Origin of the sequence: Ensifer sp. M14, assembly GCF_003355565.1 — a bacterium.
In the GTDB taxonomy this organism is placed as follows: Bacteria; Pseudomonadota; Alphaproteobacteria; order Rhizobiales; family Rhizobiaceae; genus Ensifer.
In genome coordinates, this window is sequence record NZ_QJNR01000004.1 from 1898212 (window position 1) to 1916606 (window position 18395).

Here is an 18395-nt window from a genome sequence, read left to right on the forward strand (position 1 = left end):
ATGGCGTCTCAGCAGGTTTCGGGTGACGATTGGTGGCGCGGCGCGGTGATCTACCAGGTCTATCCTCGCTCGTTTCAGGATACCGATGGCGACGGCATCGGTGACCTGAAGGGTGTCACGCGCCGGCTTAGCCACATCGCTTCGCTCGGCGTCGACGCCATCTGGCTGTCGCCGTTCTTCACCTCGCCGCAGGCGGACATGGGCTATGACGTCTCGGATTATTGCGACGTCGACCCGATGTTCGGCACGCTTGCCGACTTCGACGCGATGCTGGCGGAAGCGCACCGCCTCGGCCTCAAGGTGATCATCGACCAGGTGATTTCGCATTCCTCCGACCGCCATCCCTGGTTCATCGAAAGCCGCACCAGTCGCGAGAACCCCAGAGCGGACTGGTATGTCTGGGCCGATCCGAAGCCGGATGGCACCGCGCCCAACAACTGGCTTTCGATCTTCGGCGGGCCGGCCTGGGAATGGGACGGGGTGCGCAAGCAGTATTACATGCACAACTTCCTGGCCTCGCAGCCGGATCTCAATTTCCACAATCCTGAAGTTCAGGATGCGGTGCTAGACGCCGCGCGCTTCTGGCTCGACCGCGGCGTCGATGGCTTCCGGCTGGATACGGTGAACTTCTATTTCCACGACCGCCATCTCAGGGACAATCCGCCACTGGTGCCGGATCCGGATGCGACCAGCAATGATGCGCCCGACGTTAACCCTTACGGCATGCAGGATCATCTCTACGACAAGAGCCAGCCGGAGAACATCGCCTTTCTCCAGCGGTTCCGGGCGTTGCTCGATGGCTATGGCGGCCGAACGACGGTGGGGGAGGTCGGAGATGGCGCGCGATCTTTGAAGACGGTGGCGGCCTATACCAGCGGCGGCGACAAGCTGCATATGTGCTACACGTTCGATCTGCTCGGCCCGGATTTCACCGCCGGCCATATCCGTCGCTGCGTCGACAATTTCCAGAAGGCCGTCACCGACGGCTGGGTCTGCTGGGCCTTTTCCAACCACGACGTCACGCGCCATGTCAGCCGCTTTGCTGAGAGCGAGGCGGAACGGGATGTCGTCGCCAAGCTGGCGATGACGTTGCTGGCGACCTTGCGCGGCTCGGTCTGCCTCTATCAGGGCGAAGAGCTCGGACTGCCTGAGGCCGACATCGCCTTCGAAGATCTGCGCGATCCCTATGGCATCCGCTTCTGGCCGTCGTTCAAGGGTCGGGACGGTTGCCGCACGCCGATGGTGTGGGAGGCCGCCGCCCAGAATGCCGGGTTCTCCACCGGAAAACCGTGGCTGCCGGTGCCGGCCGAGCAGGCGCGGCTGGCGGTCGATACGCAGGAGAGCCGCGCAGAGACGGTCCTCAACCACTACCGAACAATGCTCGCCTTTCGTCGATCGCACGCCGCCCTGCACGATGGCGACATGTCATTCCTGGAAAGCAACCGCGACCTTCTGGCGTTCACGCGTGAGAAGGATGGCGAACGGCTGCTGTTCGTTTTCAACCTGACACGCGAGCCGCAGGAATTCCTCGTTTCTGACGCGTTGGTGGAGACCTTTCCGCTACCCGGCCAATCTGCGCGGGTTGCCGGCGGCGTGCTGAAGCTCGATGGTCTGAGCGCCTATTGCGGGAAACTCTGATGCGCGTGTTGCTGATGGATGGGGAGATGGTCGGACGCTGGCTGGAGATGCGGCTTGCACTCTGGTCCGATACGCCCGCCGCGGTTCACCGCGACGAGATCGACAGCTGTCTGGCTGCGGCCGAGCGACAGGCAGCGTTTCTGTGCGAGGACGATGCCGGTGTCGCGGCAGGCTTTGCCGAGGTCTCGCTGCGTACCGATTACGTCAACGGCTGCGAGACGTCTCCCGTCGCCTTTCTCGAAGGCATCTACGTGCTTCCGCGCTACCGACGCCATGGGGTGGCGCGGGCACTGATCACGGCTGCAGAGCGCTGGGCGACCAGCCACGGTTGCCGCGAGCTGGCGTCGGACACTGACATTGACAACCTTGAAAGCCATGGCCTGCACATGGCGCTTGGCTTCGAGGAAACCGAGCGCGTGGTCTATTTTCGCAAGGAGCTTTCCGGCTCCTCTGCCGACAACTGAGCGGCCCTGCCTGGTTCAGCCGATCAGCATGAACTTGTCGACGTCGACAAGTCCGCGATCCGATATCTTCAGGTGCGGGATCACCGGCAGAGGCAGGAACGCGAGCTGCAGGAAGGGTTCTTCCAGGGTCGCGCCCAGCGCAAAGGCCGCCTGGCGCAGGTGATGCAGGGTATCGCGCACGGATTCGTGCGGCTCGAGGCTCATCAGGCCGGCGACCGGCAATGCGATCTCGCCGGTGACCTTGCCATCCTCGACGACGACGAAGCCGCCTTTGATCTGACCAAGCCGATTGGCGGCGGTTGCCATGTCCTCGACGTTGACGCCGACGACGCAGATGTTGTGGCTGTCATGGCCGACCGTGGAGGCGATTGCGCCCTTCTTCAGACCAAAACCCTGGACGAAACCGTTGGCATGGTTGCCGTTGACGCCGTGCCGCTCGATCACCGCCACCTTGATGATATCGCGGCCGAGGTCGACGCCGGTCTCGTTGCCATCGGCTGGCAGCCTGTAGCGACGATGCTCGGTGATGATCTTGCCCGGCAGGACGCCGATGACGGACGTCTCTCTGTCGGAGTAGGGCACGCCGAAGTCGCTGGCATTGACATGGCCGGCCTTGACGCTGTCGAGCCCGACGGGGGCAACCGGCTTGCGGGTGGCAAACAGCGCGTCGGTCACGCGTCGGCCGCCGGAAAACACCATTTGCGCGCGGCAGCTTTCGAGGCTGTCGAGCACAACGAGATCGGCGCGCCAGCCGGGTGCGACGAGGCCGCGGTCGCGAAGGCCGAAGGCGCGGGCGGCCGAGATCGAGGCGGCGCGATAGATCGCCAGCGGCTCGACGCCGGCTGCGATCGCGGTGCGGATCATATGGTCGAGGTGACCCTGCTCGGCGATATCGAGCGGATTGCGGTCGTCGGTGCAGAGCGCCAGGTAGGGCGAAAGCCGTTCGGTAATGATCGGCATCAGCGCGTACAGGTCCTTGGAGACGGAGCCTTCGCGCACGAGGATGTGCATGCCCTTGCGGATCTTCTCCATCGCCTCTTCGGCCGTCGTGCATTCATGCTCGGTGCGGATGCCGGTCGAGAGGTAGCCGTTGAGGTCCTTGCCCCTGAGCAGCGGCGCGTGGCCGTCGATATGACCACCCTGGAACGCTTCAAGCTTGGCGAGGCAAACCGGATCCTTGTGGATGACGCCGGGGAAGTTCATGAACTCGGCAAGGCCGATCACCTTCGGATGATCGCGGAAGGGCAGGAGCCGTTCGACGGGTAAGTCGGCACCTGCCGTCTCCAGATGCGTCGCCGGCACGCAGGATGACAGCTGCACGCGGATATCCATGATCGTTTCGAGCGCGGAATCGAGAAAGAACTGGATGCCCTCGGTGCCGAGAACGTTGGCGATCTCGTGCGGATCGCAGATGACGGTGGTGATGCCGAGCGGCAGCACGCAGCGATCGAACTCGTGCGGGGTGACGAGCGAGGATTCGATGTGCAGGTGCGTGTCGATGAAGCCGGGCACGACGATGCGGCCAGAGATATCGATCTCCTCGCGTCCCTGGTACTCGCCATAGGTGCCGACGATACGGCCGCCTGATATGGCGATGTCAGAGGCGACGAGCTCACCCGTCACCAGATCGAAGAAGTGCCCGCCCTTGAGCACGGTGTCTGCCGGCTCGCGACCGACGCCCTGGTCGATCATTCGTTCCAAAGCTGTTGCCATCCGTGCACCTCTCATTTCGGCCTGTAGTTAAGAATAACCCTCTCCCCGTTGCCGGGGAAAGGGTCGTATTCGCTGGTGGACGACGCTATCAGATATTGTTGACGAGCACGTCGCGCAGTTTGTCGAACAGCTCGTCGATCTCCGCCTTGGAGATGATCAGCGGCGGCGACAGCGCGATGATGTCGCCGGTGGTGCGGATCAGCAGGCCCTTCTCATAGGCTTTCAGGAAGGCGTTGAAGGCGCGCTTGGTCGGCTCGCCGGCGATCGGCTGCAGCTCGATCGCGCCGATCAGGCCGACATTGCGGATGTCGATGACGTTGGGGCAGTCCTTGAGGGAATGCAGGCCGTCTTCCCAATAGGAGGCAAGCTCGGCGGCGCGGGTCAGAAGGCCCTCTTCCTTGTAGGTGTCGAGGGTGCCGAGCGCTGCGGCCGAGGCGATCGGATTGCCGGAATAGGTGTAGCCGTGGAAGAACTCGATCAGGTGTTCCGGCCCGTTCATGAAGGCGTCGTGAATTTCCGAGGTCACGAACACGGCACCCATCGGGATCACGCCGTTGGTGAGGCCCTTGGCGGTGGTGATGATGTCGGGCGTCACGCCGAAATACTGCGCGGCAAACGGCGTGCCGAGGCGGCCGAAGCCGGTGATGACTTCATCGAAGATCAACAGGATGCCGTGCTTGGTGCAGATGTCGCGCAGCTTCTGGAGGTAGCCCTTCGGCGGGATCAGCACGCCGGTGGAGCCTGCGACCGGCTCGACGATGACGGCGGCGATGGTCGAGGCGTCGTGCAGGGTGACGATGCGCTCGAGCTCGGTCGCCAGATCGCCGCCATGCTCGGGCTCGCCGCGGGTAAAGGCGTTCTGGGCCGGCAGGTGGGTGTGCGGCATGTGGTCGACGCCGGTCAGAAGCGTGCCGAACATCTTGCGGTTGGAGACGATGCCGCCGACCGAGATGCCGCCGAAATTGACGCCGTGATAGCCGCGTTCGCGGCCGATCAGCCGGAAGCGCGAGCCGTCGCCCTTGGCCCGGTGATAGGCAAGCGCCACTTTCAGAGCGGTATCGACCGATTCGGAGCCGGAATTGGTGTAGAGAACGTGGTTCATGCCCTCAGGTGCGATATCGACCAGGCGATTGGCGAGTTCGAAGGCCTTGGGATGGCCGAGCTGGAAGGCCGGCGCGTAGTCGAGCTCGCCCGCCTGTTCGCGGATCGCCTCGGTGATCTTCGGGCGACAATGGCCGGCATTGACGCACCAGAGACCTGCGGTACCGTCAAGCACCGTGCGACCGTCATGGGTCGTGTAGTGCATGTCCTTCGCGCCGACGAAGAGGCGCGGCTCCTTCTTGAATTGCCGGTTGGCGGTAAACGGCATCCAGAAGGCGCGCAGATCGTTCGGCGTGGTATTCAGACGGTTCGACATTCCAGTTCTCCTCGGCATGGTCCAGTGTCGGGCGGTTGTGCCCGCTCGGATTCTTTTACCCTTTGGTCAAACTATCAGGGCGCCGGTTCGGGTCAAGTCTGGAGCGCCGACACGTGCGCGGGTTCAGGGCTTGCCACAATCGGATACATGGGCGTGATTTCCCGCAAAAATCGACTGTTCATTCGAAGCGGTGCGGCGGATTTTTCGTTGCAGGCGCGGACGTTTTCTCAAGTTTAACCTGTTTGCGTCAACGCTACCGCGCCGTGTATCGCCGGATCCATGGCTCGTGCTTCTTACCGTCATCCGGACGGTGCGATCCGGTGGCGAATGAAGCGGAGTGGCGAGACGGTGTCGAGGTTGGGGATCGCGCAGGCGGCCATGGTCGTCCTGTTTCTGCCCGGTGTGGCAGCAGGCGCCGACCTGATCGTCGACGGCCGTTTCGAGCATGGCGGGGACAGTTTCTGGGCCGGTGACGGTGTGGCACTGACCCGCGACGCAGGGCAACTCTGCGCCGACGTCTCGGCGGGCGGCGATACCTGGGACAGGCTCATCGGCGTCAACGGTGTGAAACTCGAGCCGGGGCTTCACTACAGGCTGTCAATGTCGGCCATGGTCGATGCTGCCCGCGCTGTGCCGGCCCGCATCCAGCGCGCAGCCGAGCCCTGGACGGTGCAGAGCGAGTTCAGCATCGGCGGCGCGTCGGAGCGCACGTCATTTTCAGCGGACTTCATGGCATCGGACGAGGAGGAGGCTCAGCTGGTCTTCCCGCTCGGCGGTGTCGACAAGCCGTCGCGCTTCTGTATCGACGACGTATCATTGGTGGAGGTTGCTGCACCTCCCGCAGCCACCAACCGGGCGAACAGGGGCCCGGCCATCCGGGTCAACCAGCTCGGTTATTTCACCGATGGTCCGAAGCGGGCGACGGTGATCTCGGACGCACGCAACGCGATTTCCTTTCAGTTGGTCGACGCCGGCGACGCGGTCGTTGGCGAGGGAACGACGCGGCCGCGCGGTTTCGATCCATCGGCTGGGGTGCGGACGCATGTGGCTGATTTTTCCGCCTATGCTGCGCCCGGCGATGGCTACCGGCTGGTCTCCGGCGACTGGACGAGCGACCGCTTTTCGATCTCCGACGATCTCTATGGTCGCCTCACCGTTGACGCGCTCTCCTGGTTCTACCCGCAGCGCAGCGGCATCCAGATCCGCGGCGATATCGCCGGCAAGGCCTATGCGCGGCCCGCAGGCCATGTGGGCGCAGCGCCGAACGAGGGGGACAAATCGGTCGGCTGCCTCAGTGGCGACGAAGCCACAGCGCTCTACGGCGACTGGTCCTGCACCTATCGTCTCGACGTTTCCGGCGGCTGGTACGACGCCGGCGATCACGGCAAGTATGCGGTCAACGGCGCGATCTCGGCCGCGCAGCTGCTGGCGACGTTCGAGCGCGCCCGTGCCTTTGGCGGCGCCAAATCGCCAGCACTCGGCGATCGGCTTTCGCGCATTCCCGAGAACGGCAACGGCATTCCCGATCTGCTCGACGAGGCGCGATGGGAGCTGCAGTTCCTGCTTTCGATGATGGTGCCGGATGGCGAACCGCTGGCCGGGATGGTTCATCACAAGATCCATGACACCGAGTGGACGTCGCCGCCGATGCTGCCGAGCGAGGATCCGAAGCTGCGGGCGCTACACCGACCCTCGACGGCTGCGACCTTCGATGTGGCAGCGGTTGCCGCACAGGCCTCGCGGCTGTTTGCCAAGGACAACCCGACATTTGCCGCAAAGCTGCTGACGACCGCGCGCAAGGCGTGGGTGGCGGCCAATGCCAATCCGGTGCTGCTGGCGCCGAAATCGGACGGGAATTCAGGCGGCGGCGACTATGACGACGACGACGTTTCCGACGAACTCTATTGGGCTGCGACCGAGCTTTTCCTGACAACCGGAGACGCGAAGTATCTTGACGTCTTGCGTGCATCGCCGCACTGGTCGGGCGATGTGCTGCCGCCGAGCGGCGCCTTCCACTGGCGCAATGTTGCCGGTTTCGCCCGGCTGCAGCTGGCGCTTTACGGTGAAGCCTTGCCCAAGGCCGATCTCGCCATGGTGCGACGCTCGGTTCTGGCTGCGGCCAGGACCTTCCTGCCGCTGCAGGCAGCCGAGCCGTTTGGGCAGATCTATCGCCCTGGAAATCACCAGTACGATTGGGGTTCGAACCAGCTGATTCTGCAGAACATCATTGTCCTGTCGGCGGCCTTCGACCTTTCTGGAGACAAGGCCTTCCTCGGTGCTGCGCGTGAAAGCATGGACTATCTTCTCGGCCGCAATGCTCTGGCGATGTCCTACATCACCGGCTACGGCGCGCGCTCGCCGCAGAACCAGCACAGCCGCTGGTATGCGCATCAGGTAGACCCGAGCCTGCCCAGTCCGCCGGTCGGATCGCTTGCCGGAGGGCCGAATTCGACTCCGGTGGACGCGATCGCCAAACAGCGGCTGCAGGGCTGCGCGCCCCAAACCTGTTATGTCGACGATATCGAGGCTTACGGCTCCAATGAGATCACCATCAACTGGAACGCACCGCTCGTCTATGTCGCGTCGTTCCTTGCCGACGCACGCTAGAGGGCTGCAGCGATGACCGGGATAGCCTTTGTCGGAACCGGCTTTGTTGCCGACTACTACATGACGACGCTTGCAAACCACCCGCAGTTGCGCCTCATCGGTGTATGGGACCGGGACGAAGCCCGCCTCACCGAGTTTGCCGGTTACTGGAAGGTCAACCGCTACGCGACGCTGGAGGCGGTTCTGGCTGATCCGGCGGTTGCGATCGTCGTCAATCTGACGACGCCGGAAAGCCACTATACGGTAAACCGCGCAGCACTTCTCGCTGGCAAGCATGTCTATTGTGAAAAGCCGCTGGCCATGGACGTCGATGAGGCGAGCGAACTCGTGGAACTCGCACGAGAGCGGGCCCTGGTGCTTGGCGGTGCGCCGGCCAATGCGCTCAGCGAGGCGCACACGCTCTGTGTCTCGCTGCTGGCGGCTGGTGCCATCGGCACGCCGCGCCTCGTCTACGCGGAAATGGAAGATGGTCCGGTGTTCAAGGCGAACTGGCGGGAATGGCGCAGCCGCTCCGGCGCCCGCTGGCCGGGCGTGCATGAATTCGAAGTCGGCTGCACGCTCGAACACGCCGGTTACGCCGCAAGCTGGCTCGTTTCGCTCTTCGGCCCGGTTGCCGAGGTCAGCGCCGTTTCGGCCCTGACCTTTCCGGACAAGGGACCGGGTACGGAACGGTTGCACCTCGGTCCGGATTTCTCCGTCGGCTGCCTTTCCTTCCGCTCGGGCGTGACGGCGCGGGTGACTTGTGGGCTTGCGGCCCCGCGCGACCGGTCGCTGACGATCATCGGTGACGAGGGCATCATCGTCGTGCGCGATCTCTGGGACAACCGCTCGCCCGTCCATCTCGAAGCTTTCGGTGCGAAGCGCTCGCTGCAGCACCGCATTCTCGATTGGGTCGAATGGAAGCTCGGCCGCAAGCTGCCTCTCCGGCTCTACGCCGGCAATCGGGTGCGCTATCCCGCCAGGGCCAAGGCCACGGCCTTGCCCGCCTATCCCTCGAAGATCGATTTTGTCAGCGGCATTGCAGCCCAGGCCGAGGCGATCGCGCGTAAGGAGGCGCCGTTCTTTTCCGGAGCCACGGCGCGCCACCTGACCGAAATCGTGCTTGCGCTCAACAACGGCCGCCAGGGCTACCGTCCACGCGATCTATGACGGTGGCAAAGCGCGGATCGTCTCGATGATTTCGATCGCCTGGATGCTGCGCGATGTCGGCATCAGGATGTGTTCGTGCCAGCCTTCCAGGATTGCAGCACTTGCCGCCTCGATCTCGAATTGCAATCCGTTGCCCGGGAACGGCAGATCGAAACGCTGAAGGCCGGGCAGGGCGACGCGCCTGGCAACCCGCGTCAGTGTCTTTGCCCATAGACCCCGGCCTCTCGGTGCGATGGCTTTGCGCACCAGGCCATTGTTGGCGAGGAACAGCCGGCTCGCCTTCAGAAACGGCGCGTCGATGACGAGTGTGCCGCGATCGCCATCGATGACGAAGCGGTTGTCTCCATCGCGGTCAAAGCCGCAGGAAAGATGCGCATTGAAGCCGGCATAGGCGAGGCGCATTTCCGCCGAGAGGTCGACGCCCGTGGGCGCGCTTTGCCAGCGGCCGTCGATCGCATGCGGGCGCCCAAAAAGGTTCAGGCACAGCGAAAGCGGATAAATGCCGAGGTCGAGCAGCGACCCGCCGCCGAGTCTGGCGTCGAAAAAGCGGTCAGTGGGGTCGAACGGCTTTTCATAGGCCAGCTCCGCCGTCACATGCCGAATGCGCCCGAGGGCTTCTCCATCGAGCAGTGCGCGTGCCTTGGCGATCGCCGGCAGGAAGCACGTCCACAGGCCCTCCATGGCAAAGAGGCCCTTGGCTGCGGCCAACGCCGATAGCGAACGCGCGTCGTCGAACGAGGTCGTTAGCGGCTTTTCGACCAGGACGGCCTTATCCGCCGAAAGAAAGACGATGGCGTGTTCCAGATGCACGGCGTTTGGCGAGGCAACGTAGACCGCGTCGATTTCAGGATCGGCAGCAAAGGCATCGATGCTGGAATGGCGGGCAATGCCGCCGAAACGCTCGGCGAAGGCATCGGCCTTGTCCTGGCTTCGGGAATAGACCGCTGCCAGCACGGCGTTGCCGGCAAACTGGATGTCGGATGCGAAGCTGTTTGCGATCACGCCGGTACCGGCGATGCCCCAACGGACCTTATCCTTCATAAACCCGATGTCCCGGCTGTTTCGCCCGGGCGCATCCTGACCCCGAAACCTCAAGGCCGCGTAAACAACGGCGGCAAGCCCCAAGCAACCTTCAGGATGGAGGTTGCTTGGGCAGCGGAGCGCTTCGGCCGGGCAATGGCCTGCCCCGTCTGCCGATCTTCCAGAAAAGAATAAGCCCCGCGCGATTGCTCGTGTGGGGCTACTTCAGGGCATGATCCCTGTTCCGGACTGAGAAGGTCAGGCCGAGCGGCGGACCAATGTCTTTTCTTCCACGGCATTTGCGTCGACGCCGTAGATCTCGGAGAGCGTACCCAAAATCCTCATGACGGCGTCGGACGAGCTGGAATAGTAGATCGTCTGAGCGTCACGGCGAGTGCTGACCAGATTCTGGGCTCGCAGTTTGGACAGGTGCTGGGAAAGAGCGGACTGGCTCAAGCCCACCTTATTGGCCAATGCGCCGACTGCCATCTCTTCCTTGACAAGGGAATCGAGGATGAGAAGGCGCTTAGGGTTTGCCATGGCCGAGAGGAAGCCGGCTGCTATCTCGGCTTCATCATGTTTTTCAGGCGAAAGTGGCTGCATTGCGTGCTCCATGCGAAAATTACATCACACGTAGTTATGGTTGACGAAGGACGATAATTAGTCGTGATGCATAAAAGGGCAACTACCTACTGCAAGAAATGGGGGTAGCTTGCGAGCGATTTAACCGTAAAGTTCGCGCAAAAGTGGCCGTAACTCCGAACTGTCCCGCATTGGCGCAGGAAACTCGAGCCGCTTCAGCTGGTCGCCATAGGCCAGATCCAGGCCGGCGGCGTCGATGCCGACGACCTTCCAGTCGCCTTCCGGGGCGTTGCAGAGTTTTTCAGCGTAATACCTGACCGCGTCGGCGTGATCGGCGTTCATATGTTCGATTGCGCCGGTTTCCATGGCGGCGAGCGATGCGGTGGCCGGTGATTCGATCACCAGATCCTCTGCCGTCAGCACGTAAGCGCGACCAAAACCACCGTTAAGGCTGGCGCGTAACGGGTTGAGGCGGAAGAAACCGAAGTCGGGGAAGTCGACATAGAGCTTCGATTTGGGATGCCGACGGACAAACCGCTCGCGGATGCGGGCATGAGCGTCCGAATCGCGTGCAACCGCTTCGGCTTCGCACTGTACCGTGAGTCTCGGATGGGCGAGGGGATCGCCCTTGCCCGGTTCTCCCGTCAGCAGCGAAGCGCGCGTGTCGACGAGCAGTGCCTTTGTGTGGGTCGACAGCTTGGAAATCAGGATCAGCGGCACACCGTCGACATCCATGCCGACGAGAACCCGACTGACGAAGGGGAAGCCGCCGCTCTCCGGCTCGATGGCCGCAAGCGAACCGCTGCGCGCACCGCGCAAAAGCGTATGTGCCAGCTTGCGCGCCTCGTCATCGGTTTCGCGCAATACGTTCGGCTTGTCGGTCATTCCTCGGTCCTTCCTGATCTTCGGTCCGGTTCCAGACGAAAAAGCCCGGAACAGGGTCCGGGCTTTTATTGGCTTCTTGTGCGCTTTAGTCAACTTTTGTTGCGGTGTCGCGTCAGGCCTTCGACGATGTTCTGCGCGTTGATCGTGCCAACCACGGAGCCGTTGTCGACGACGCCGACGCTGCCCGGCTGGCGGGACATGGCGTCGAGGATATCGACGAGCGGTGTCGTCGGCTTGGCGGTTGCCGTCACGCCGGCTACGGTCGCACCGCGTTGGACGCCGGTCTGCATCACGTCCTTCGCCGTCAGCATGGTGATCGGGTTCATGTGCTGGACGAAATCGGCGACATACTGGTTGGCCGGGTTTCTGACGATGTCCTGCGGCGTGCCGCACTGGATGATGCGGCCGCCTTCCATGATGGCGATGCGGTTGCCGATGCGGAACGCCTCGTCAAGGTCGTGGCTGACGAAGACGATGGTCTTCTTCAGGCGACGCTGAAACTCAAGCAGTTCGTCCTGAAGCCGCGTGCGGATCAAGGGGTCGAGGGCCGAGAACGGTTCGTCCATCAACAGGATCGGCGCACCGGTCGCAAAGGCGCGGGCAAGGCCGACGCGCTGCTGCATGCCGCCCGAAAGCTCGTTGACCTTGCGGCCTGCCCACTTCGTCAGATTGACGAGTTCAAGCTGCTCGCCCACGCGGGCCTTGCGTTCGGCGTCGGGCATGCCGGCCAGCTCGAGGCCGAAGCCGACATTGTCGGCAACGGTGCGCCAGGGCAACAGTGCGAACTGCTGGAACACCATCGACACGGTGTGCATGCGGAAATCGCGTAGCGACTTCGGTGTGGTGCGATAGGGATTGAGCGGTCCATTGGCGGTCTTGACCTCGACTTCGCCGCGGACGACGGGCGCAAGGCCGTTGACGGCGCGAAGCAGCGTCGACTTGCCGGAGCCGGAGAGCCCCATCAAGACAAGGATCTCGCCCTCGTTGATCGAAAGCGTTGCACCGGCGACGCCCAGCACCAGGCCGGTGGCCGCGCCGATCTCGTCGCGGGTCTTGCCCTGGTCGATCATCTGCAGCGCGGTCTGCGGGTTGTTGCCGAAGATGATGTCGACATTCTTGAAAACGACGGCGTCGGTCATGCGCCTTCTCCTTCGTCGGACGAGCGGAACAGGCGGTCGAGGATGATGGCGAGAATGACGATGCAGAGACCGGCCTCGAAACCCTTTGCGACGTTCACCGTGTTCAGCGCCCGCAGCACGGGAACGCCGAGGCCGTTGGCGCCGACGAGTGCGGCGATGACAACCATCGACAGCGAGAGCATGATCGTCTGGGTCAGACCCGCCATGATCTGCGGCATTGCGAAGGGCAACTCGACCTTGCGCAGCACCTGGGCCGGTGTTGCGCCGAAGGCCTGTGCCGCTTCCACCAGCGATGGCGGCGTCGAGATGATGCCGAGGCGGGTGAGGCGGATGGGGGCCGGAATGGCGAAGATCACCGTTGCGATCAGGCCCGGCACCATGCCGAGGCCGAAGAGAATGAGCGCGGGGATCAGATAGACGAAGGTCGGGATCGTCTGCATCAGGTCGAGGATCGGACGCATGACGGAATAGACCCAGGCCCGGCGCGCAGCGGCAATGCCGAGCGGAACGCCGACGGCCATGCTGACGACGCTTGCAGCCAGCACCAGAGCCAGTGTCTCGGTCGTTTCCTTCCAGTAACCCTGGTTGATGATCAGCAGCAATCCGAGGCCGGTGAACAGGGTCACGCCGAGCGAACGGCGGAACCACCAGGCGAGCCCGGTGATGACTGCCACCACGATCAGCTGGTGGGGCGTCTGCAGGATATAGAGCAGAATGCCGACGACGCCCGACAGGAAGCTGGCAAGTTGGTCGAAGAACAGCTCGAAGTTCGTCGTCAGCCAGTCGACGAACGCCTTGGCCCAGCCGCCGATGGGAATGCGGTATTCTGTCAGAAATTCCACAGGGGTAAATCCGTCTCGTCAGATCAACAATATCGCGCGATGCGGTGAAAAAAAGGCGGGGTCTTGCCCCGCCTTGTCGTCGGTCAGAGCCCGAGCGCGGTCTTGGCCGCGGCAAGGCCTTCGCCGCCGTCCTTGGTGGTGACGCCGGCGAGCCACGGTTCGATGGCCGTCGGGTTGGCCTTCAGCCATTCCTTCGCGGCTGCGTCCGGTTCCTTGCCGTCGTTGAGGATCTTGCCCATGATCTCGTTTTCCATCTGCAGCGAGAACTTGAGGTTCGTCAGCAGCTTGCCGACATTCGGGCATTCGGTGGTGTAGCCGGCACGAACGTTGGTGAAGATGGTGGCGCCGCCGAAATTGGGGCCGAAGATATCGTCACCGCCCGAGAGATAGGTGAGCTTGAAGTTGGCGTTCATCGGATGCGGTTCCCAGCCGAGGAACACGATCGGCGCGCCATCTTTTTCGGAGCGGGCGACCTGCGCCAGCATGCCCTGTTCGGAGGATTCGACCACTTCGAAGCCCTTGAGGCCGAAGGTGTCCTTGTCGACCATGTCGATGATCAGGCGGTTGCCGTCATTGCCCGGCTCGATGCCATAGATCTTGCCTTCGAGCGCGTCTTTCTGAGCGGCGATATCCTTGAAGTCCTTGATGCCGAGTTCGGCACCCTTGGCGTTGGTCGCCAGCGTGTATTTCGCGCCTTCGAGGTTCGGGCCGAAGGATTCGACCGACTTGTCGTCGAGATAGGGGCGTACGTCGTTTTCCTGGGTCGGCATCCAGTTGCCGAGGAAGACGTCGATGTCCTTGTTCTTCAGCGAGGTGTAGGTGACCGGCACCGAGAGAACCTTGATATCGGTCTCGTAGCCGAGGCCCTTGAGCACGGCGGAAACCGTGGCGGTGGTGGCTGTGATATCCGTCCATCCGACGTCGGAGAAACGGACGGTGCCACAGCTTTCGGGCTCGGCTGCCGCGGCGTTTCCGGCAACAAGGGCAGCCAGCGAAACGGCGCCCGCGAGCATGAATTTGAGAGAGAGTGCTTTGTTCATCGTTGTCGTTCCCCTGCCTCTATTATTGTTATAGCCAAACACGGTTGGAGTGTTAGCCAAACACCATTGGATAGCGAATTCAAGCGCTTTGATGTCGAAGGAAGTGTATTGCGTCAATACGCTGACGGGATGCACGCTGCGACGCAGAATGTCGCAATGCCCACGAAATGGTCAAGTCGAGCGAAAAACTGTGGGTCGCGCAAACAGGCTCTGGCCTTCGGGGCCAAGCCTCGTCATGTACCGGCGAGACGATTTCCGGAGGCGGCAGGATATGGCCAAACTCTATTTCAGCTATGCCACGATGAATGCGGGCAAGAGCACGTTGCTGCTGCAGGCATCCTATAACTATCAGGAACGCGGCATGCGCGTCGTCATGCTGATCGCGGCTTTCGACGACCGGGCAGGCACCGGGCGCATCTCGTCGCGCATCGGTCTCGACGCGGATGCCATTCCCTTCCATGGCGGCGACGATCTTTTTGGTCTGATCGAAAGGCTCAACGCGGATGACATGGGCAAGATCGCCTGCGTCTTCGTCGACGAGGCCCAGTTCCTCGACGAGGAGCAGGTCTGGCAGCTGGCGCGGGTCGCCGACCGGATCGGCATCCCCGTCATGGCCTACGGTTTGCGCACCGATTTCCAGGGCAAGCTTTTTCCGGGCTCTATGGCGCTTCTGGCCATTGCCGACGAACTGCGCGAAGTGCGCACGATCTGCGACTGCGGCCGCAAGGCGACCATGGTCGTCCGTCTCGACGGGCAGGGCAATGTCGTTCGCGAGGGTGCCCAGGTCGAGGTGGGCGGCAACGAGAAATATGTCTCCTATTGCCGGCGCCATTGGGAAGACAAGATGCGCTGCGATCCGGCGTGACGCTCTGAAATCGGATTCGATTCAAGGCGTTCCGCTGCCACTTGCGAGTGCCATGCCCTGCTCTTCAGGCGCTGCTTGACGCGCGGTGCCTTGGTGCGACCGCCTGCCGTCTTGAAGACCACGCATTCGGGATGCAATGCTGATCCCGTCTTTCCCAGATGAGGTCAGCGATGTCGCGCATCTTTCCGTCTCTCCTGCTCTGTCTCTGTCTCGGTGCTGCGCCCGCTCATGCCGGTGGCGACGCCAAGGCGGGCGCTGCCGTCTTCCGCAAATGCGGCGCCTGCCACACCGCCACCGAGCCGAACAACAGGGTCGGCCCGAGCCTGATGGGCGTTATCGGTCGTCCGGCCGCGTCAGTGTCCGACTACAGCTATTCAGAGGCCATGAAGGCCTTCGGTGCGGAAGGGCATGTCTGGGACGAGCCGACACTGAGTGAGTATCTCTTAAGCCCCAAGGCGATGGTGGGCGGCACCAAGATGAGCTTTGTCGGGCTGAGGAAGCCGCAGGACATCGCCGACGTCATTGCATATCTCAAGGACCCATCTGCGGCCAAATAGGCAATGCCTTCGATATCTCAAGCACTTCGACGGTACGGTTGACCAAAAAAGCCGGCCGGCGAGACTTGTTCTCTTTCGATAAACACCCTTTATATACCTGCAATCGAAGGCTGAATAATTTGGCCCGGATGGCATCTGTTGCCTCGACCGATCCAGGGGGATGATATGGCTTCTCTTCAGAATTTTGACGCGGAGATCGAGAAGACGAAAAGCGTTGTCGAGCAGATGCGCGGCAAGCTCGAGCAATCCGGTGTCGTGCTGGAGCAGTTCGCCAAATCGGAGACCAAGCTCGGCGACGTCAATTTCGATATCGAGAATGCCCGCATTCAGGACGTGATCAACCAGCAGAAGGTGATGGAGGCGAACATTGCCGACCTGATCATCGGGCTGGAGGATGCGACCAACGTCTTCGGCTCCGAATTCGAGAGCATGAAGAACTATACCGGCTACGAGAAGTTCATCGGTATTTTCTCCAAGCAGAAGATGCAGCGCATGCGCACCGACCGGGTGCGCAACATGTCGCTTGCCGGCAATCTGCAGGAGCTGTTGTCGAAGTCCGACACGATCGTCGGCATCCTCAAGGATCAGAAGTCGATCCTCGACCAGCGCTACAAGACCTCCGAACAGAGCTTGATCCAGGTGATCGAGCGCCGCAAGGGCACGATGTCCAATCTGGAAACGGTGCAGAAGCGCATTGAGGAGTTGAACCCGCTGCTGCTCGACATCGAGAACCGCATTGCCGCTTCGACCGAGCAGAAGGTGCGCACCGAGCTCGAAGGCGAGCGCTCGGCGCTGGCGACGGAGTACAATGAGAAACAGGCGAAGGAGCAGGAGCTGCTGGCCGAAAGCCAGACGCTCGAGCGTTACACCTCGATGTTCCAGACCTTCGTCGATTCGCTCAACAACCAGATCGCCGCCCAGAACACCCTGATCAACAAGCTGACGATCGATACCGAACAGCGCATCGTGCTCTACAAGGCGTTGGAAGATTCATTGAAGACGGCGGCCCAGCAGGACGTCGCCCACAAGATCAACACGCTCGGAAGCCAGGTCGACACGGCAGCCGAAGAGACGATGGCCGGCATCGGTGCGGCCGCCCAGCGCCACATCGGCGACCTCCTGGAAATGCACGAGAAAAACATGCTGTCGACGCAGGACATCCAGCGCCGCAAGAAGCTGGCCGACGATGCCTTTGCCCGCCGCTTCCAGGCGGTCATGGACAAGCACAACACTGCCAACTACGTGAAGCAGTGATCGGCGCGAGCACATGGGCATGCGCATGAAACGGTTCGACTTTGCCTTGCGCCGCGCGCCGGGGGGAACGGCATGAAGATCGCCGCATCCCCCGCCGTTGCGCAGTATTTCGCCTCGATCCATTCGGCGTTGGCCGGGCTTGAGCTGTTTCTCGGAGACCGCAATTCGCCGCTCTATCGCAACACGGTGGTTGGCGAGGTGATCGTTCCCTATCTGGCCCGGCTGAAAGCGTCGATCGCCTGCTGGGAGAACCGCATCGGCTTCGTCGATCAGTTCAGGATTTCGCGGGCCGAGAGCGGCTTTCCGGTTTTCCAGAACGTGCTCGAGCTGGAAAACGACCGGCAGACAGCGGGCAAGCGGCTTGCGGATATTCCGTCGGCCGATGCGCTGCGCGAGGAGATGGCCGATTTCATCCTGAGACAGAAGGCTTTTCCCGAGGCGCTGCAGTCGCGCATGGCGGAGCGGCTTTATCTTGAGCAGATCGGCAAGGGCGAGATCTTTTCACCCTTCATCCTGCCGGAAACGATCCGCGTCGCGGTCAACCCCAAGACGATGCGGCCCTATTATGTCGTGAGCTGGGGAGCCTTCGACGGCACCCAGACCCTGCCGATGGTGTACATGGCGACGATCGAGGATTCCTCGGAAAAGATCGTCGAGATGCTCGTCACCGCGGATGGCAAGCTCAATCCGCAGGTGGAAATCCCGCTGCCGGTCGGCGGTCTGCTCAACCCGGAGCTTGCCAGCCGCTTCGATGACTTCGCCTCGAAGAACAGCACCTACTCGCTGACGCCGATCACGATCGCCACCAACATGGACAAGGATTTCGCCGAGCTGCATCCCAAGCAGTTGCGGCGCATCGTGCTTGGACCGTTCTACTCGGCCGGGATCACCGAGAACAATGCGAAGATCAACGAGATCCTGTCCAAGGTGCGCAAGCCCGAAAATGCCTGGCTTCTGACCTGGACGGTGCAGGAGGTGTTTTCCAAGGCCGAACGCGCCGCACAGCGCGGCTTCTGGTCGACGACCCCGGCGCAGGAAGAGTTCCACATCGATACCGACAATCTGGAGGCCACGCGCATGGGCGTCTCGTCCTACGAGAAACATGCGCTGGTGCCGCACGATGCCTATCAGGCGCTTTATGCATCCGGCGAGGCGGCCCAGGTCTTCGGCGACTACAAGGTGCATGTCATCTCCGGAAACCAGGTCGTGAGCGAGGTTTAAGC

16 protein-coding genes are annotated in these 18395 nt (G+C 62.3%); 8 read left to right on the top strand and 8 right to left on the bottom strand.

The genetic code is table 11. The annotated features are described in order from the left end of the window. Together BLJAPNOD_RS09010 and aac(6') are read left to right on the top strand one after the other, a co-directional pair. Positions 1-1638: an alpha-glucosidase family protein gene (locus tag BLJAPNOD_RS09010; RefSeq protein ID WP_115419573.1), complete on the top strand. Its 1638-nt coding sequence runs from the start codon at positions 1-3 to the stop codon at positions 1636-1638. Next, the gene (aac(6'), locus tag BLJAPNOD_RS09015) at positions 1638-2102 is read left to right on the top strand and encodes an aminoglycoside 6'-N-acetyltransferase (protein WP_115419574.1); all 465 of its coding nucleotides are present in this window, start codon (positions 1638-1640) and stop codon (positions 2100-2102) included. The genes BLJAPNOD_RS09010 and aac(6') overlap by 1 nt, the downstream gene beginning before the upstream one ends. Positions 2103-2117: 15 nt before the next feature. Here the strand turns inward: aac(6') and ade are convergent, their stop codons facing one another. After that, positions 2118-3815: an adenine deaminase gene (gene ade, locus BLJAPNOD_RS09020; protein ID WP_115419575.1), complete on the bottom strand. Its 1698-nt coding sequence runs from the start codon at positions 3813-3815 to the stop codon at positions 2118-2120. A gap of 88 nt (positions 3816-3903) precedes the next feature. Next, complete coding sequence (locus tag BLJAPNOD_RS09025; RefSeq protein WP_077503384.1) at positions 3904-5232, bottom strand: aspartate aminotransferase family protein; 1329 nt, start codon at positions 5230-5232, stop codon at positions 3904-3906. A gap of 348 nt (positions 5233-5580) precedes the next feature. Here BLJAPNOD_RS09025 and BLJAPNOD_RS09030 point away from each other — a divergent pair, with 348 nt between their 5' ends. Together BLJAPNOD_RS09030 and BLJAPNOD_RS09035 are read left to right on the top strand one after the other, a co-directional pair. Continuing rightward, positions 5581-7839, top strand: coding sequence for a glycoside hydrolase family 9 protein (locus BLJAPNOD_RS09030; protein WP_244610902.1), 2259 nt, complete (start codon positions 5581-5583; stop codon positions 7837-7839). A 12-nt stretch (positions 7840-7851) separates the two neighbouring features. Beyond that, a complete protein-coding gene (locus BLJAPNOD_RS09035) occupies positions 7852-8988 on the top strand; it encodes a Gfo/Idh/MocA family oxidoreductase (RefSeq protein WP_115419577.1) in 1137 nt (378 codons plus the stop codon). On the opposite strand, the gene BLJAPNOD_RS09040 is transcribed toward BLJAPNOD_RS09035, so the two are convergent. From BLJAPNOD_RS09040 to BLJAPNOD_RS09065, 6 genes are all read right to left on the bottom strand, one after another. Further along, positions 8983-10029 carry a Gfo/Idh/MocA family oxidoreductase gene (locus tag BLJAPNOD_RS09040; protein ID WP_115419578.1) on the bottom strand — a complete coding sequence of 349 codons (1047 nt, stop codon included), beginning with the start codon at positions 10027-10029 and terminating at the stop codon, positions 8983-8985. The genes BLJAPNOD_RS09035 and BLJAPNOD_RS09040 overlap by 6 nt on opposite strands. 237 nt (positions 10030-10266) lie before the next feature. Then, on the bottom strand, positions 10267-10611 hold the full coding sequence (locus tag BLJAPNOD_RS09045; protein WP_077503388.1) for a metalloregulator ArsR/SmtB family transcription factor: 345 nt from the start codon (positions 10609-10611) through the stop codon (positions 10267-10269). A gap of 120 nt (positions 10612-10731) precedes the next feature. Next, the gene (locus tag BLJAPNOD_RS09050) at positions 10732-11475 is read right to left on the bottom strand and encodes a HugZ family protein (RefSeq protein ID WP_115419579.1); all 744 of its coding nucleotides are present in this window, start codon (positions 11473-11475) and stop codon (positions 10732-10734) included. 89 nt (positions 11476-11564) lie between these two features. After that, entirely contained in the window at positions 11565-12614 is a 1050-nt protein-coding gene (choV, locus tag BLJAPNOD_RS09055; RefSeq protein ID WP_077503390.1) for a choline ABC transporter ATP-binding protein, read from the bottom strand. Beyond that, positions 12611-13456, bottom strand: coding sequence for a choline ABC transporter permease subunit (choW, locus tag BLJAPNOD_RS09060; protein WP_077503391.1), 846 nt, complete (start codon positions 13454-13456; stop codon positions 12611-12613). Before choW ends, choV begins: the two co-directional genes overlap by 4 nt. A gap of 83 nt (positions 13457-13539) precedes the next feature. Further along, positions 13540-14496: a choline ABC transporter substrate-binding protein gene (locus tag BLJAPNOD_RS09065; protein WP_115419580.1), complete on the bottom strand. Its 957-nt coding sequence runs from the start codon at positions 14494-14496 to the stop codon at positions 13540-13542. A 271-nt stretch (positions 14497-14767) separates the two neighbouring features. Between BLJAPNOD_RS09065 and BLJAPNOD_RS09070 the strand changes: the two genes are divergently transcribed. The 4 genes from BLJAPNOD_RS09070 to BLJAPNOD_RS09085 all read left to right on the top strand — a co-directional run bounded on the left by BLJAPNOD_RS09070 (position 14768) and on the right by BLJAPNOD_RS09085 (position 18393). Then, the gene (locus BLJAPNOD_RS09070; protein WP_077503393.1) at positions 14768-15361 is read left to right on the top strand and encodes a thymidine kinase; all 594 of its coding nucleotides are present in this window, start codon (positions 14768-14770) and stop codon (positions 15359-15361) included. A gap of 158 nt (positions 15362-15519) precedes the next feature. Further along, positions 15520-15918, top strand: a complete 399-nt coding sequence (locus BLJAPNOD_RS09075; RefSeq protein ID WP_199565919.1) for a cytochrome c family protein — start codon at positions 15520-15522, stop codon at positions 15916-15918. A gap of 165 nt (positions 15919-16083) precedes the next feature. After that, the gene (locus tag BLJAPNOD_RS09080; protein ID WP_115419582.1) at positions 16084-17172 is read left to right on the top strand and encodes a hypothetical protein; all 1089 of its coding nucleotides are present in this window, start codon (positions 16084-16086) and stop codon (positions 17170-17172) included. Positions 17173-17244: 72 nt separating this feature from the next. Then, on the top strand, positions 17245-18393 hold the full coding sequence (locus BLJAPNOD_RS09085; protein WP_115419583.1) for a hypothetical protein: 1149 nt from the start codon (positions 17245-17247) through the stop codon (positions 18391-18393). Positions 18394-18395: the final 2 nt, after the last annotated feature.